10 protein-coding genes and 1 tRNA gene are annotated in these 17,486 nt (G+C 60.9%); 3 read left to right on the top strand and 8 right to left on the bottom strand.

Annotated elements, in window-relative coordinates:
* The first annotated feature begins 111 nt into the window (after positions 1-111).
* Together nagB and ACEG18_RS03655 are read left to right on the top strand one after the other, a co-directional pair.
* Positions 112-840: a glucosamine-6-phosphate deaminase gene (gene nagB, locus ACEG18_RS03660; RefSeq protein ID WP_372541278.1), complete on the top strand. Its 729-nt coding sequence runs from the start codon at positions 112-114 to the stop codon at positions 838-840.
* A 443-nt stretch (positions 841-1,283) separates the two neighbouring features.
* A complete protein-coding gene (locus tag ACEG18_RS03655; protein WP_372541277.1) occupies positions 1,284-4,283 on the top strand; it encodes an AfsR/SARP family transcriptional regulator in 3,000 nt (999 codons plus the stop codon).
* Positions 4,284-4,352: 69 nt separating this feature from the next.
* Here ACEG18_RS03655 and ACEG18_RS03650 read toward each other — a convergent pair whose 3' ends face one another.
* From ACEG18_RS03650 to ACEG18_RS03625, 6 genes are all read right to left on the bottom strand, one after another.
* Positions 4,353-4,652: a YhbY family RNA-binding protein gene (locus tag ACEG18_RS03650; RefSeq protein ID WP_117786383.1), complete on the bottom strand. Its 300-nt coding sequence runs from the start codon at positions 4,650-4,652 to the stop codon at positions 4,353-4,355.
* Positions 4,653-4,834: 182 nt separating this feature from the next.
* A complete protein-coding gene (locus ACEG18_RS03645) occupies positions 4,835-5,665 on the bottom strand; it encodes a methyltransferase domain-containing protein (RefSeq protein WP_372541595.1) in 831 nt (276 codons plus the stop codon).
* 375 nt (positions 5,666-6,040) lie between these two features.
* Entirely contained in the window at positions 6,041-7,405 is a 1,365-nt protein-coding gene (locus tag ACEG18_RS03640; protein WP_372541276.1) for a PFL family protein, read from the bottom strand.
* Positions 7,406-7,513: 108 nt separating this feature from the next.
* Entirely contained in the window at positions 7,514-10,072 is a 2,559-nt protein-coding gene (locus ACEG18_RS03635) for a homocysteine S-methyltransferase family protein (protein WP_372541275.1), read from the bottom strand.
* Between the two features lie 9 nt (positions 10,073-10,081).
* Positions 10,082-10,870 carry a hypothetical protein gene (locus tag ACEG18_RS03630; protein ID WP_372541274.1) on the bottom strand — a complete coding sequence of 263 codons (789 nt, stop codon included), beginning with the start codon at positions 10,868-10,870 and terminating at the stop codon, positions 10,082-10,084.
* On the bottom strand, positions 10,870-11,742 hold the full coding sequence (locus tag ACEG18_RS03625) for a methylenetetrahydrofolate reductase (protein ID WP_372541273.1): 873 nt from the start codon (positions 11,740-11,742) through the stop codon (positions 10,870-10,872). Before ACEG18_RS03625 ends, ACEG18_RS03630 begins: the two co-directional genes overlap by 1 nt.
* Positions 11,743-12,169: 427 nt before the next feature.
* Between ACEG18_RS03625 and ACEG18_RS03620 the strand changes: the two genes are divergently transcribed.
* A complete protein-coding gene (locus tag ACEG18_RS03620; RefSeq protein ID WP_372541272.1) occupies positions 12,170-14,257 on the top strand; it encodes a glutamine synthetase III family protein in 2,088 nt (695 codons plus the stop codon).
* A gap of 637 nt (positions 14,258-14,894) precedes the next feature.
* Here ACEG18_RS03620 and ACEG18_RS03615 read toward each other — a convergent pair.
* Together ACEG18_RS03615 and ACEG18_RS03610 are read right to left on the bottom strand one after the other, a co-directional pair.
* A tRNA-Glu gene (locus tag ACEG18_RS03615) sits at positions 14,895-14,971 on the bottom strand.
* 298 nt (positions 14,972-15,269) lie between these two features.
* Complete coding sequence (locus ACEG18_RS03610) at positions 15,270-17,447, bottom strand: MurT ligase domain-containing protein (RefSeq protein ID WP_372541271.1); 2,178 nt, start codon at positions 17,445-17,447, stop codon at positions 15,270-15,272.
* Positions 17,448-17,486: the final 39 nt, after the last annotated feature.

Below are 17,486 nucleotides of genomic sequence, written 5' to 3'. Positions count from 1 at the left end.
CATTACGCGACCTCGCCCTGGTGGCCGCACACGTTGGTTGCGGCCGACGCGGGCCGCGGGCAAGTGCTTGTAAGGGGAGCCTTGCCTCTCTTGTACGAGAAAGGACGCGTAATGAAGATCATTAAAGCTAAAGACTACGAGGATATGAGCCGCAAGGCCGCCAATATCATCTCGGCCCAGGTTATCCTCAAGCCCGATTGCGTGTTGGGTCTTGCCACCGGCTCCACTCCGATTGGCGCCTACAAGCAGCTCGCCGCTTGGTACAAGAAGGGTGACGTCGACTTTGCCGAGGTTAGCACCTATAACCTCGACGAGTATCGTGGCCTTTCGCACGACGATCCCCAGAGCTACCACTACTTTATGCGTGAGAACTTCTTCGATCACATTAACATCGACCTGAACAACACGCATGTGCCCGATGGCTCCAATCCCGACGCTGCCGCTGCCTGCTCTGAGTACGACAAGATCGTCGCTGCTGCCGGTTACCCTGATCTGCAACTGCTCGGCATCGGCAACAACGGTCACATTGGCTTCAACGAGCCCGATGATCACTTCTCCAAGGGTACGCACTGTGTCGACCTTACCGAGAGCACTATTCAGGCCAACAGCCGCCTGTTCGACAGCATCGACGACGTGCCCCGTCAGGCCTACACCATGGGCACTCAGACCATCATGTATGCTCGCATGATCCTGGTCGTCGCCAACGGCGAGGCTAAGGCACAGGCCGTGCATGATATGTGCTATGGTCCGGTTACCCCCCAGTGCCCTGCCTCGATCCTGCAACTGCACACCAACTGCGTTGTCGTTGCCGACGAGGCTGCCCTTTCGCTCTGCGAGTAGCGAAAGCCTATCACCTCGACATAGCTTTGCCGAAGGCCTCCGCTTTGCGGGGGCCTTTTTGCTGAGCGCACGCCGTGTGCTTGACGAAAACCTTGCCGCGAACTTGACGGGTGCGTCTGGTACAGCATGATTCATTCCATAACAGATACTATGCATAAATGCTATGAAAAGGTCGCAGACGGTAGCTGGCGCTAGGTGAGTTGCGCAACACAATTGAACAGCGCTCATTTAAGGTACACTGCCAAAGGATGGGACAAGCTGGCAAGCGCATTGACCTGCGCAAAGACTGATTGGTTGGGGATAAGTTTCAATCGGACCACGCTGAACAAAAACTTGCCATTTGCGTACCAACAAACATCCTAAACCGTAGCATCGCTCTATTCATCTAGCGATACATATGGTCTAGCGTTACGGTGTCCATGTGGTCGAGTTGAGGAGCGGGCATGGTTAACGATTTGGGCAATACGGACGACCTCGAGCTTATGCCGCTGGGCAGTAGCTATATGGTGCGACGCGATCGCTTGATGAACGAACTTATCGCCAAGGGCCGAAAGGCCGGCATCGTAGTCCTCTACGCGCCTGATGGCTTTGGGAAAACCTCGGTGCTGCTGCAGTATGCCCAAGAGGTTAAAAGCGATCCGACGCGAGGTCCTGTGCGGATCATCGAGGCAGACCGCGCCATTGGGCGCGAGGTGTTTATGCAGCTCGAGGTCGTTACCGAAGAGCTTAAGGACAAGCCGCACTCCCTGATTGCAATCGATAACGTGCCTAACCTCAGCCAGAGCGAGACCGAGGAGCTGATCGACCGAATCCGAACCCTGCGTGCTATGGGGGTTGGGGTCTTTATGAGCTGCCGTCCTTCGAATCGTCAGCTGATTCACGGACTGGGCGATTCGATTAAAGTCAACGCGCAGATGCTCAAGGTGCATGCCTATGAGTATTCGGCGTGGGCATCGGCGTTTTCGATCAGCACGTCGCTCGACTTCTATCAGCTTACGCAGGGCGTGCCCGAGCTCGTCTCGGCTATGCAGTCGGGACTATACGGGCAGGGAGACGTTGCCCAGATGCTCGAAAACGAGATCGTCAATATCTACGGTGCGGTACTTGTTGATCTGGCGTCGCTCGAGAACAACGCCCTGTTTAGTGTGGCATGCTTGATGGTCTTAATGGGTGAGGGCAATATTTCGGAGCTCGAGGCTTGCGGTGCTAGGCTTTCGGCGATTGACCAGTCCTATCTTGTCCGCGATTATCCCATTTTTGGCGTTGATCCGGCAGACCGGCGCTTTACCTGCTTGGGTACCGAGGACAACGCACGCCTGCGATTGCGCAAGCTGGTCGCCGAAATTCGCCCCGAACTCGTTGTGCGGGCGGCGCGTATATTGATTAAAGCGGGGCGCTGCGATACCGCGATGGACCTCGCCGACGCATTTTTGGACCGCAGTGCGGTGTTGGAGCTTGCCGGGCAGTATGGGGTCGATCTGGCCCTGACGGGGCATGGAGGGGATGTCTGCCGCGCGGCGCTGGGAAAGACCGAGGCAGATGACCGGGCCTCGGAGCCGACGCCTGACGAGGCGCTCGGCATCTATCTGGCGGCGGTGAGCGTCTCCAATACAAAGCTTGCGCGGTATATGGCCTCAATTATCGAGCGTGCGGGCGAACAAGCGATTTCCGAGCTCAATCCCGTGTCGTGGAAGGTGGCGCACGCGTTTACGGCCGCCTGTTATGGAGATAGTGGTCTGGGGCTTCCGGCAAGCCATACGGCGTTGGAAAGCGAGGCGTCTTGTGCCGCACTCGACATGCTGTCCGCACATGTCGAGATAAAGCATGGACTGACCGAGCGGGCGAAGGGTGGCGAGATCCTCGCGGGGCTCAAAACGGATAAAGCCTACGATTGTGAGCTCGATATCGCGGGGACGTTTGTGCGCGCGGACCGTATGTTGACGGAGCTATTTGATGGGTCGTATGCGGGGACTGACGAGCGTGATGACGAGATGGCTCTGACGCTCGAGGCACTTGAAGCGCGTGGAATCCGAGCGCTCGCCATCTGGGTGCGCATGGTGTTATCGGCGCGGCGCCTGTTTGCCGGCATGCCGGTGACCGACGAGCAGGCATTCAATGAGCTCGACCGTTTTGCCGTGCGTGTGCGTGACAATCAAGTCCAGTTGTTTGGCTTGATACTGGAAGGCTGGCAGTCGTTGGCTGAGGGGCGTCCGGTCAATGCCAAATTCCGTGCGGTGCAGGTGCTTAGGCTTGCCGAGGAATCGATTGGATACATACGCGACAACGCGCTGCTGCTAGAGCGCGCGGCGTACTTACGCAATACATCGATGGTATCGGTGCGCGAAGAGGCAGAGCTGCTCGATTTGAGTCGGACGCAGGTCGGTGGTGCCGAGGCTTGGATGGTGGCGCTGCATTTGGCCTCCGCGGGCCGCGATAGCGACCTTGCAGCCTGGATGTCCATGAACCGCCCGGGGATTTTGGATCCGTCGTATCGGCTGTTTGCGCGTCTTGCGATGCATTGTCTGGGTGAGCCGGCTGCTAGAATTCGAAAGAAGCTCCCGGTGCGCGAGCTGTCGCGGTATTCGCTGCGTGACGACTTTGAGGGCGAAGGCGAGCGTCTGTTCCAGGCCGGCGATGCCGAGGGTGTCGATGTGATTGGCCATATCGAGATCCGCATGTTTGGGGCGTTTCGCGCCGAGCGCGACGGGTTTCCCATCACGGATAAGATGTGGCGCCGCAAGAAAGCGGCGACGCTTGCCGAGCGACTTGCGCTGGGCATGGATACACTGGTCGACCGCGAGACGCTGGCTATGGAGCTGTGGCCCCATGCCGAGTTCAATAGCGCTCGTAACAATCTGTACTCGACGATATCGCGCCTGCGTTCGGCCTTGGGGCCGACACCGGACGGCAAGTCGTGTGTGCTGATCCAAAACGAGTGCATTGGGCTTAACGGCGATTACGTCAAGACCGACGTGCGGTTGTTTGATCAGATAAGCCGCGAAGTTTTGGGAAATCGCACGGGTGCGCGCGGGCCCCATCTGGTCGAGCTGTGCCTTAAGATCGAGCAGCTCTACGCCGGCCCGTTGTATGTTCCCAATGGCTGTAATCCCACTTACTTTTTGCGTATGCGGCGCATTATGGAATCGAAGTATATCGACTGCATGATTCGGGGCGCGAATGCCGCCCTAGAAGAAAACGACCTACAGTCGGCGGTATGGCTGGTGGAGTCGGGGCTGCGGCAAGAGACAACGCGCGAGGACATGGTGCGTTGCGCTATGCGCGTCTACGGTGCGGCGGGGCGACGACGCGATATCGTCGAGCTGTACAGTGGACATATGCATCACCTGAGGGAGCAGGTCAATGGCGTGCCCGAGCCCGAGACGCGGCGTCTGTACGAGCGCTTGGTAGAGGGCAGGCTTAACCGCGTGCTCGTCGAGCGATAAAAAATGAGCGCCCGAATTGCTCGGACGCTCGCAAGCTTGATGTATGTTGGCTCGCCGGATCGTCGGCTCTTAGACGAGCTTAATCTTCTCGATGTCCTTGCGCGAGGACTCGCGATACAGCGAGAACTTGCGGCCGATGACCTGGACGACCTCGGCGTGGCAGCGATCGGCGAGATCTTCGGCGGCCTCGCGGGCAGAAAGGCTGGAACCATCGAGTACGGAGCACTTAACGAGCTCGTGCTTCTCCAGGTAGGCGACCGTCTGCTCGACGGTGCCCTCGTTGATGTCGGACTTGCCGATGATGATGGCGGGGTTGAGGTGATGGGCCATGCTGCGAAGCTGCTTGACCTGGGCTCCTGTCAGTGCCATGGGTTCTCGCTTTCTATGTTATGGGGCGCCCCGCGATGGGGCCTTAATCTACGTGAGCTGTCCCACGATAGCGCAGGAACGGCGCGGTGTGGGGCGTGTTTGCCCAGTTCAAAAAGAATGCGGATGCCGAGCGGGAGAACGGCGCGGGTTACAGGCGGACGTGTACGACGGCCGAAAGCGGTCTATGGACGGCTCGAAGAGACCGGCTCCCATGCAATAAACGCCCAACGGACCTTGCGGATATGGTCGAGCATATAGCGTCCCTGCGGCACTCCTTTGGACCCCGGCTCGCCAGCACGGGGATTCTCAATCATATGCTGAGCGACGTAGTCGCGCAGACGGTCGATCTTATCCTCGTTACCGTGCTCGAGCATGCGGGAGAAGTCCGCCACGCCCGCCTCAAGGCTATCGAAAGTATCGCGACGGGGCGATTCGAAGTATGTAACCTGCGGCAGCGCCCCCATCTGAATGAGGATATTAAAGGCATACACAAAGCCATTACTGCAGGTAACCGAGGCACCGATGGCGTTCATCAGGTGCAGGTCATAGCGCGGGCTGGAGTTGGCGACCATCGTGACAGCACAACGCCGACGAGCCGTTCGATCAAGCTTGGCAAGCGCGCCTTTTAGGTTGGTCGTGGTGACAGAACGACTGGCAAAGGCAACATCTACCGCTTTCGCGACCGGTCCAACCAAATCCCAGTCATCATCCCAAGCAAGTTCAAGCGGTGTAATGCGATCCTCGAGTCCATAGTACTCAATGCCAGCATCAAGCGTGCCCAACATAGCAGGAGAGAAGTCGGCAGCAATCACGGAATGCCCAGCCTGAGCAAGCGGAATAGCAATCGACCCAGCCCCACACCCCATATCCAGCACGGATTCACCAGGCTTTAACGCCAACAGCTTTATAAAATCCCGGGCATACGGAGCAGTCTCCAACGGCCGAAAATGCCGAGCCCTTTTATCCCACTCAAAAGAATCATCAGCCCGCCGCCGAACAGCTTGCAGACGCATCCACTCCTGATTCCAATCAGCAGAAAGAAGCTCAGAGCGAGCATCCCCATCAATCACGGGCCAACCTCCTAGCAACAAAAAAGCGACTCCTCCCAAAAGAAGAGCCGCAACCAGCATATATCAGAAAAAGAACCGTTCCAACGCCAAACCGCCGCACCAGCCAAGTGGTGCAGGAGCGAAGCAACTGCAACCGGGATAGAACCCAACTGAGGTCCCGTTGTGCGGGAGCCCCGGGGAGGGCAAATATATAAGGTCGATCGCGAGTTCCGCACGAGCCGGAGAGCACTTAATGTGCTCTCCGTGCGAGTCAGGACTGTCCGAGCAGGCGACCTTATATATTTGCCCTCCCCGGGGCTCCTCGCCCGAACCCCTCAGCTAGTTCTTCAGCGAGTTCAGCGGTGCCGGGAAGCGTCCGCCGCGGTGGGCAAGCACGGTGCCGGCGTTGGGGTTCACCGGCATGATGGGCGCACGGCCGAACAGGCCGCCGTACTCGACGCAGTCGCCCACGCCCTTGCCGATGGCGGGAATCACGCGGACGGCCGTGGTCTTGTTGTTGATGACGCCGATGGCCATCTCGTCGGCGATGATGCCGGCGATGGTCTCGACCGGGGTGTCGCCGGGGATGGCGATCATGTCCAGGCCAACGGAGCACACGCAGGTCATGGCCTCGAGCTTCTCGAGCGAAAGCGCGCCGGCTTCGACGGCGGCGATCATGCCGGCGTCCTCGGACACGGGGATGAAAGCGCCCGAGAGGCCGCCCACGCTGGAGCTGGCCATGACGCCGCCCTTCTTGACGGCATCGTTGAGCATGGCGAGCGCGCAGGTCGTGCCAGGGCCACCGCAGGTGCCCACGCCGATGATCTCGAGGATGCGGGCAACGGAGTCGCCGATGGCAGGCGTAGGCGCCAGCGACAGGTCGACGATGCCCTTCTCGACACCCAGGCGATGGGCGGCCTCGCGGCTCATGAGCTCGCCGGCGCGGGTGATCTTAAAGGCGGTCTGCTTAATCTTCTCGGCGACCTCCATCATCGATGCGGAATCGGGCAGCGTCTCCAGGGCTGCGGCCATAACGCCGGGGCCCGAGACGCCTACGTTGATGACGGCGTCGGCCTCGCCACCGCCGTGGACAGCGCCCGCCATAAACGGGGAGTCCTCGACCATGTTGGCAAAGCAGACAAACTTGGAGGCGCCGACGGAATCCTCGTCTGCCGTGAGCTTAGCGGCGTCGATGATGGTCTGCGCAGCCATGAGTACGGCGTCCATGTTGATGCCGGCACGCAGGCTGGCGACGTTGACGCTGGAGCAGACACGGCTGGTGGCGGCGAGCGCCTGCGGGATGGACTGGATGACGCGACGGTCGGCGTCGCCGATGCCCTTCTGGACGAGCGCGGAGAAGCCGCCCAGGTAGTCGATGCCGAGGGTCTCAGCCGCGCGGTCGAGGGCGTGCGCGATGGGGGTGAGGTCCTCATCCTTGCAGCAAGCGGCGATCTGCGCCACCGGGGTGACGGAGACGCGCTTGTTGACGATGGGGATACCGTACTCGCGCTCGAGGTTCTCGGCGGTCTCGACCAAGTGCTCAGCCGTGTGCGTCACGTGGTCGTAGATCTTCGTGCACATGCGGTCGAGGTTCTCGTCGCCGCAACCCATGAGCGAAACACCCATGGTGATGGTCCTGATGTCGAGGTTCTGCTCCTCAACCATGCCGCGGGTTTCCGCGATTTCTGCGGGCGTGATCGCCATCCTTGCGCTCCTATCTGCCAAAACGAGCATAGTCTTTTCTATTCTAACGTGCCGCACGTGCCAAGTGGCGCGTGCGGCACGTTTTAGTGCTCGGTTGTTTCCGTTGTGTTACTGCCCAAAGACCTCTTCGGCGATGCGCGCGCTTTCGGCGGCATCCTTGGCGTAGTAGTCCGCGCCGATCTGCTTGGCGTATTCGGGGGTGAGCACGGCGCCACCCACGATGATCTTGACGCCCGGAACCTCGGCATGGAGCAGCTTGATGGTCTCCTCCATGGCGACGACGGTGGTGGTCATAAGCGCCGAGAGACCGACGAGTTTGATATCGCGCTCCTTGACGGTCTTGAGTACCTCCTGCGGATCGACGTCGCGGCCCAGGTCAAAGACGGTGTAGCCGTAGTTATCGAGCAGCATTTTGACGATGTTCTTGCCAATGTCGTGGATGTCGCCCTTGACGGTGGCCACGCAGATCTTGCCCTTGTCGGCAATCTCGCCGGCGGGCATCAGGCGCTTGATGGTGTCGAAGCCCACGCGTGCGGCTTCGGCCGAGGCCATAAGCTGCGGCAAGAAGAACTTGCCTTGGTCAAAGAGGACGCCAACCTCGTCGAGGGCGGGGATAAAGTGATTGTTGATGAGGTCCATGGCGTCGTGGTCTGCCAGCAGGCGTTCGGTCTCGGCCGCGATCTCGCCTTTGCGGCCCGAGACGACCATGCGACGAATCGGGTCGTCGTTGCCGTCGGTGCCGGCGGTGCCCGCGGCAGGCGCGGCATCATTCGATGCGGCCTGAGCCGCTGCCGGGTTGGCGGCGATCTTGTACGGATCGGTCCAGCCGGCGTAGCGCTCGATGTATCCAGTCGAGCCCTCGTCCTCAACGCTCAGCACGCGATAGCTGTAGACGGTGTCCATAAAGCGCTTAGAGCCCGGGTTCATGATGGGGGCGTCCAGGCCCGCGCCAAACGCGGCGGCCAAAAAGACCGAGCCCAGCAGCGGGCGGGCAGGCAGGCCAAAGCTGATGTTCGACACGCCGAGCGCGCATTTGACGCCCAGGCGCTCCTTGCACAGGGACATGGCGCGCAGAATCTGTTCGGCCTGGCGCTGGTTGGTCGAGGCGGTCATGACCAGGCAGTCGATGAGGATACGGTCCGGGCCGATGCCGTAGCGGGCAGCCTCGGCCACGATGCGCTCGGCGATGGCAAAGCGGGCCTCGGCGGTATCGGGGATGCCGCCTTCGTCGAGCGTAAGGCCGACGACGTTGGTTCCATAGTGGGCGACCAGCGGAAAGATCTCATCCATGATCTGCTGCTTGCCATTGACCGAGTTGATGATGGGCTTGCCGGCGTAGCGGCGCACGGCGGCCTCGACGGCCGCGGGATCGGTGGAGTCGATCTGCAACGGCAGCAGCGTGGAGCCCTGGAGCTGCTCGGTGGCCTGCTGGATGATCCTGACCTCGTCGATCTCGGGCAGGCCCACGTTGACATCCAGGATATCGGCACCCTGCTCCTGCTGGCTGATGCCCTGGCTTACGACGTAGTCCAGGTCGCTGTCGCGCAGGGCCTGCTGCAGGCGCTTTTTGCCGGTGGGATTGATGCGCTCGCCGATGACGGCGATCTTGTGGCCGTCGCAGGGAAGGTCCACCACGGTCTGGGCGCTTGTGACCGACATGCTGGGCTTGCGGTGACGCGGGCTGGGCGTGTGGTTGTCGATGAGGGTGCGCAAGGCGGCCATGTGCGCCGGCGTGGTGCCGCAGCAGCCGCCCACGACGCTCACGCCGTCCTCGATCATGCCGGCGACGGCCACGGCGTATTCGGGTGCCTGGATATCAAAGACGGTGTTGCCGTCATCGTCCACGCGGGGCAGTCCCGCATTGGCCTGCACCATAACGGGCTTGTCGGTGACGGTGAGCATGCGAGCGGCGAGTCCTCGGAGCTCGGCCGGGCCCTGGCTGCAGTTGATGCCCAGGACGTCGGCGCCGATGGCGTCGAGGGTGATGGCGGCGACCTCGGGGCTCGTGCCCAAGAAGGTGCGGCCGTCTTCCTCAAAGGTCATGGTGGCAAAGACGGGCAGGTCGGAGTTCTCGCGACAGGCGAGGACGGCCGCCTTGATCTCGGCAAGGTCGGTCATGGTCTCGATAATAAAGAGGTCCACACCCGCGGCGACGCCAGCGCGCACCTCCTCGGCAAAGAGGTCGTAGGCCTCGTCAAAGCTGAGGGTGCCCAGGGGGCGCAGCAGGGCGCCGATGGGGCCGATGTCGCCGGCGACGTAGCGGGCGCCGGCCTCGCGGGCGCAGGAGACGGCGGCGGCAAAGACATCTGCCACGGTGGCGGCGCCGTCGAGCTTGTGGGCGTTGGCGCCAAAGGTGTTGGCGGTGATCACGTCACAGCCAGCCTCGACGTACTGACGCTGGATATCGGTGATGACCTGGGGCTCCTCAAAGTTGAGCAGCTCGGGCAGAGCGCCGGCCTTCATGCCGGCCGCCTGCAGCATGGTGCCCATGCCGCCGTCAAACAGCAGGTGCCCGGTGCCCTTGATGGCGGCACGCAGGCGATCGTCCTTAATGCGAAGGTCGTCGATCGTGCGCGTCCTGTATGCAGCGCCATTACGGCGTGCGGCATCAACGGGTGCCGCCAATGCAGTGCCGTCAGAATCATGAGTGATAAGCGGAGTAAACATCGAGGGCTCCTAATGGCTGGAATAGCAGGTGGTGTGGGCGGCGCGGAAGCGGCAGTGCTCGCGCATGCGGCAGATATTGCAGGTGGGGCGGCTCTGGGCGTCGTGGACTTCGCCGTCGAATAGGCCGATCACCGCGGTCACGCTTTTGGTGGGCATGAGCAGGCTGGTGGGTGTGACGGTAAGCCCGATGAGCCGCGTGGCGTTGAGCGCATTGACGATCGAGCGCTGGGCCGAGAGCGGGCAGTCGCCGTAGCCGGGACTAAAGCGCCAGTTGCCGGCGAGCCCATGAACGGCGGCGTCCGTCTTGACCTGCTGGTCCATTTGCTCAACGGCGGCTTCCACGTAAGCGGAGCACGCGGCGTCGAGCACGGCGCCTTCCAGGGGATGTTGGGCTCCCGTGGTGCGCAGGCGACGCTCGGCGTCCATGCCGAGGGTGCATGCCATAAGCGCGGCAAATCGGGCGTCTTTGAGGTGGCGATAGATATCGCGACCGCGCAGCTCAACGTTGGTGCCGACTAGACGGATGCAGGGTTCTCCCTGCTCGTCCACGCCCGTGGCATCGACGGCAAACACGCGGCGCACGCCACGGGGCTCAATGTCCAGTTCCAGACGCTCGACCACAAGCTCAATACGTCGTGACAGCTCGGGCTCAATCTGCTGGCCGCCGTAACCCAGATACCGCAGCATCTCGGCACGGTCGACACGGGGATGGTACGCAGCATCGACACGGTAAAGCGCCGGCGACGCAAGGTCGGCCGGCACTTCGACAAAAGCTGTATCGATGTGCGGTTTTTCCATTACCCCAGGCGCTCCATAATGGTTGCGGCGATCGCAGGACGGTTCATAGTGTACAGGTGCAGGCCGTCGGCGCCGTGCTCCTTGAGGTCGCAAAGCTGGCGGGCGGCATAATCTACACCGGCTGCCTGCAGGCTCTCGGGGTCGTTCTCGTACTTGGCGAGAATCTTGATGACGGGGGAGGGTAGCGACGCGCCGCACATAAAGACCATGCGGCTGATCTGCGACTTGCCCATAAACGGCATGATGCCCGCGGTAATGGGCACGGTGATACCTGCCTTGTCGGCAAGCTCGCGAAAACGGTAGAAGCACTCGTTGTCAAAGAAGAGCTGCGTCACAAAGAAGCTCGCGCCGGCATCTTGCTTTTGCTTGAGGTATTCGACCGAAGCGTTGAGGTCCTCACATGCAATGTGGCCCTCGGGGTAGGCTGCGGCGCCCACACAAAAGCCGGCTTCGACGAGCTCGGGGATGAGGTCGCGGGCGTAGGCGTAGTCCGAGGCGGGCTTGTCGTCCTCGGTCGCGCCAGCGGGAAGATCACCGCGCAGGGCCAGGATGTTTTCTACGCCGGCTGTGCGATACTCGTCGATCTTGGCGGCGATATCGGCGTGCGAGCGGCCCACGCAGGTAAGGTGTGCCACCGAGGGTGTATCGAATTCGCTCGTAATCATATGCGCGATGGGGGCGGTGGTGGCGCCGTTGCCCGAGCCGCCGGCCGAGCAGGTGACCGAGACAAAGCTCGGCGAAAGCTTGCACAGATTGCCTGCCACCTCGCGAGCCGTGTCGAGGGAAAGCTCGCCCTTAGGCGGGAACATCTCAAACGAAACGGGTGCGGTGCCCTGGGATGCTGCCTGCTTAAAAACCTCGTCGACGCGCATATCGTGCTCCTTTAGATACTTAAATAGTGTGATGTGTTGTAAGGATTCTACAGCACCACTGTGCCACGGCGGAGTTTCACTCGCTATTTGGGGATACCAATCAAAGATGCCTTGCTATCGACATTCCCTATAGCAGAGCGGCCAATCTAGGATGGGGCTATAAAGACTGGTATCTGATGCGAAATACCAGTTAATAGAGCCCCATCCCAAATTGACTACCCTTAAACCATGGGGAGAGGTCTGCAATTTATACAGTTGATTGGCTGTTGAGGGCGGCAACGCCGCCGCGATGCGGTAACCTCATTGATTGGTTTCGTGACAGCAACATAACGGTAATGTTGCGGAAACACGACGAGCCTAATCTATGACTCGTTCGTTAGTAATCAACACCGCTTCTCACGCGGTGCCGATACGAAGGGAGTTCCGTATGGCCGAACTTACTGACCGCTTCGGGACCATGGTGTTCTCTGAGGAAGTCATGAAGGACTACCTCCCCAAGGACATTTGGAAGCGCCTTGCTGTAACCCTCGAGGACGGTGAGCCGCTCGACCTGGATGTGGCCAACGCCGTTGCCCACGCCATGAAGGTCTGGGCCATCTCCAAGGGCGCGACGCACTACGCGCACTGGTTCCAGCCGCTTTCGGGCATTACTTCCGAGAAGCACGACAGCTTCCTCGAGCCCAACCACGACGGCACCGCCATTACCAAGTTTACGGGCAAGAACCTCATCCAGGGCGAGCCGGACGCCTCCAGCTTCCCCAACGGCGGCCTGCGTGCCACCTTCGAGGCCCGTGGCTACACCGCTTGGGATCCCACTAGCCCCGCCTTTATCAAGGACGATGTTCTGTGCATCCCCACGGCTTTCTGCTCCTACACGGGCGAGGCCCTGGACAAGAAGACCCCGCTGCTGCGCTCCATGACCGCGCTCTCGCGTGAGTCCAAGCGCGTTTTGGCGCTGTTTGGCAAGACCCCCAAGAAGGTCGTTCCTTCCGTGGGCGATGAGCAGGAGTACTTCCTGATCAAGAAGGACGCTTACCGCAAGCGCAGGGACCTGGTCATCACCGGCCGCACCCTCTTTGGCGCTGCTCCCTGCAAGGGCCAGGAGCTCGAGGAGCACTACTTTGGCGCTATCCGCCCCACCGTCTCGTCCTATATGAAGGACCTGGACGATGAACTGTGGGCGCTTGGCATTCCTGCCAAGACCAAGCACAACGAGGTCGCTCCCTGCCAGCATGAGCTCGCCCCTGTCTATGGCGAGGTCAACGAGGCCATCGACCAGAATCTGGTCATGATGGAGAAGATGAAGCTCATCGCCTCCCGTCACGACCTGGTCTGCCTGCTGCACGAGAAGCCGTTTGAGGGCATCAACGGTTCGGGCAAGCACAACAACTGGTCGCTTGGCACCGAGTCCGAGAATCTGCTCGACCCGGGCGACACCCCGCTCGACAACCTGCAGTTCATCGTCTTCCTCACCGCGGTGATCGAAGCCGTCGATAACTATCAGGAACTCCTGCGTGCCTCCGTTGCCTCGGCCGGCAACGATCATCGTCTGGGCGCCAACGAGGCTCCTCCGGCGATTATGTCCATCTTCCTGGGCGACCAGCTCACCGAGGTTGTCGAGAAGATCATCGATGGCAAGGCTTCCGTCCATGCCACGCGCGGCGTGCTCGATCTGGGCGCCGATACCCTGCCCAAGCTGATGCAGGACAACACTGACCGCAACCGCACCTCCCCGTTTGCCTTCACCGGCAACAAGTTCGAGTTCCGTGCCTGCGGCTCCGAGCAGAACGTCTCCGACTCCAACCTGGTGCTCGATGCCGCCGTGGCCAAGTCGCTCAAGTCCTTCGCCGACGCACTCGAGGGTACGCCCGAGGATAAGTTCCAGGACGCCGCGCTCGAGTACTGCAAGAAGGTGCTGACCGATCACCAGCGCATCCTGTTCTCCGGCGACGGTTACTCCGACGAGTGGCCCATTGAGGCCGAGAAGCGCGGCCTTGCCAACAACAAGACCACGGCCGACGCTCTTCCCGCCTTTGTTTCCGATAAGGCCATTGCGCTCTTTGAGGAGACGGGCGTCCTGACCAAGGCCGAGGCTCAGTGCCGCTATGACTGCAAGCTCGAGAAGTACAACAAGCTCATGAACATCGAGGCTACCACGATGGTTCGCGAGGCGCGTCGTACCTATCGCCCGGTCATTACCGCCTATGCCACCAAGGTCGCTAAGGGCCTTGAGACTATTCGTGCCGCCGGTGCTGAGGCTGCCATGCAGTGCGAGCAGAACACGCTCAACAAGCTCTGCAACGGCATCACCGCCATCAATGACTCCATCAAGGCGCTCGACGCCGTGCATCAGAAGGCCGAGGGCCTCGATGGTCAGGAGCAGGCCAACGTGTACGCGCACGAGGTCGTTCCCGCTATGGATGCGCTGCGTGCCGCCGTGGACGCCATGGAGGAGATCGTGGCCGCCGACTACTGGCCGGTCCCGACCTACGACGACATCCTGTTCTACGTGTAGAACGTAACTGACATATCGTCACGGTATCGAGCCGGGGTCTGCATCGCGTGGGCCCCGGCTTTTTGTTTGCGAAGGACGCTTTGGATCCCGCTTTGCAACTGATTCGCCCACGCAATAAGGGGTCGTGGGCAAAAAACGTCAAATATGAGTACTGTCACAAGTCCTGTAGCATTATCTTTTTGCAAAAGATGCAGTGTTACGCAACATATGTCCAAGTACTTAGCCGATAAATGTCTGCAATTCCTCCGCCGTAGGACGCCTTGTGTCCAAATCGCCTTCTGATGGCATGAAATCGCTGTTACTAAATTGGTAACAGTACTCATATTTGCTATTTTTTGTCCACGGGCCCTTGGATGACAGTGAGATTTTATGCCTTCGGGGTTCGAATCCCGGCGTATGGGTAGCAAAAAGCCCGCTACCGAATTGGTAACGGGCTTCTCAGATTCTGTGGTGCCCCCAGCGGGATGTCCGCGTGCGGCTGGCGCCGCCCGCTTTCGCTGCGTCGCTCCGCTCCTTGCGTGCTGCGCTGGAAAACGCTTACGCGTTTCCTCAGCTCCACACCCTGTCGGGTTCGAATCCCGGCGTTGGAGAAGAAAAAAGCCCGTCACCACAAGGGTAACGGGCTTTGCATTTCAAATGGTGCCCCCAGCGGGATTCGAACCCGCGATATCCACCTTGAAAGGGTGGCGTCCTTGGCCGCTAGACGATGGGGACAGCGGGAAAGAGTATAGCAGACTTTTTTGCCGGCGCGTATATCGTTGGCAAACTGGAAAACCACCACACAGGAGTAGGCTTTTATTCCGATTTTCAAATATCTCAATCTGTAACATCTGGGCGGGCAAATCGGCTCTATCTGTTACAGATCGAGACAGACGGCGGGCGTCGGGACGAACATCTCAATCTGTAACAGTAAGACGACTTTCAACGGCCTAGATGTTACAGATCGAGACAAACAAACGTGGCAGATCAAAACCACCACAAAGGTGCCTGTCCCCTTTGTGGTGGCGGGGCGTTAGGGGAGGAGCTTCATCGCGGCGTCGTGGGCGGCGTGCTCGTAGGTGTCGTCGAGGGGCTTGAGCGGCAGCAGGGCTGTGGCCTGCGCATCGCCGCGGCGCTCGAGGGCGTGGGTAATGAGCCAGTCGGCAAGCTCGGGGTTCTTGGGCAGTGCCGGTCCGTGTAGATACGTGCCGATGACGCCCTTGTAGATGAGGCCCTCAAAGCCATCGTCGCCGTTGTTGCCGGTGCCCGCGACGACGGACGTTCCGAGCGGCGTCGCCTCTGCGTCGAGCAGGGTGCGGCCGCCGTGGTTCTCGAATCCCACAAAGGGCTCGGGTGCCAGGTCGGTCTTGACGGCGACGTTGCCGATCAGGCGGTCGGAGCCGCGCACAGTCTGGGCGGCAATGACGCCCAGACCCTCAATGCGATCGTCGCCCATGTAGTATGAACGGCCGAGCAGCTGATAGCTGCCACAGATGGCAAGCAGTGTGCCGCCATCCTCAACATAGGCCGCAACCTTGTCTTTTTGAGCGAGCAACTCGTGCGCCACAGCCAGCTGGTCGCGATCAGAGCCGCCGCCCATCATGACGATATCGGCATCGGTCAAATCAAGCGTTTCGCCCATACGGACCTCGTCTACACGCACGGGAATGCCACGCCAGGCGCAGCGGCGTTCGAGGGCGATGACGTTGCCGCCGTCGCCGTAGAGGTTAAGGGCATCGGGGTACAGATAGACGATGCGCAGCGGGCGCGAAAGCTCGACCGGCGCAATATCGGTGGGGACAGCGCTACCATCGGCGCACGGTGCAGCGTGGGCGGCAACCGTGGCCGCATCGGTGCCTTTGAGCCCGTCGAGCTCCTTGACCAGCGGCGGGAAGGCCGTGTAGTTGGCGACGGCGTAGAAGGTGTCATCGGCGGCCTCGTCTGCCACGGCGCCGATCGCCTGCGCGACGTCCGAGATAATCGCGGCATCGATGCCGGCGTACTTGAGGCGTACCTGCATGTCGTGCGCACGCGTGCCTCCGGCAAAGGTGACAAGACCCGGCGTGTCGGCGATGCGCTCGAAGTCGACATCGTAGATCCACGAGACATCGTGGCCGTCGGCATCGTTATCGTTTAGGAAGAAGGCGCAGAGCCTGCCACCTGCCGTTTTAATGGACTGGATCTGGCGATCGAAGCCCACGGGATTCTTGGCCAGGTTGGCCTCGACGGTGCGGCCGGCAATATCCCAGCGGCCCATGCGTCCGCCGGCGGGCACGTAGGCATTAAGCGTGGGCTGCAGATGCGCCGCGTCCACGCCCAGCTCGTGCGCCGCAAAGAAGGCAGCGGCGACGTTATAGACCATGTACAGGCCGTTGTAGCGCGTGGCGATGTGCACGGCGGGCGCGTTGGCCTCGGGTCCAAAGACCAGGTCAAAGCCGTAGCCGTCGCAGCCGAGCTCAACGCCCGTCACGCGGCGGAGCAGCGCGGGGCGACCCCAGCCGCACGAAGGGCAATGATAGGCGCCCAGCTGTCCGTACTGCACATAGTCGTATTCCAGCGGGGCGTTGCACTGCGAGCAAAAACGCGAGTCGCTAATGCGGTCGGACTCGGTGCCCGTGGCGCCGTCGATGCCAAAGGCGATGCTCGTGTTGGGGACGCGCGCGGCGATCGAGGCGCACAGCGGATCGTCGGCGTTGTAGATGAGCGTTGTCGTCGGAGAGAGCTCCAACGCATGGGCGATGACGTCTTGGGTATGGTCGATCTCGCCGTAGCGGTCTAGCTGGTCGCGGAACAGGTTGAGCAGCACAAAGTACGTCGGTTTGAGCTTGGGCAGAACGCGTACGGTGTAAAGTTCATCGCACTCAAAAACGCCCACGCGCTTGCCGCTGCTGGTGTGCTTAAGGCCGCCGCGGGCCTCGAGCAGAGCACCCACCACACCAGGCTCCATATTGTTGCCGGCACGATTGCACACCACGGTAGCACCGCTGGCAGCAACGGCGTCGGCGATGAGGTTGGATGTGGTGGTCTTGCCATTAGTACCGGTGATCACCACACTGCGGTCGACCAGGCTCGCGAGGTCGCTTAGCAGCTCGGGGTCGATCTTCATGGCGATGCGGCCGGGAAGCACGCCGCCCTGGCGTTTGAGGACAGAGCGCAGTCCCCAGCGGGCGATATCGCTCGAGGTGCAGGCGAGAGATGAGCGGAGGTTCATGAAGCCGTTCCTAACATAGATGACATGGTCGGGGCGATC

Source organism: Collinsella aerofaciens (assembly GCF_041537385.1).
GTDB lineage: Bacteria > Actinomycetota > Coriobacteriia > Coriobacteriales > Coriobacteriaceae > Collinsella > Collinsella aerofaciens_BV.
The sequence above is the reverse complement of the archived record's forward strand: the minus strand, read 5'-3'. Positions and strand labels throughout refer to the sequence as shown.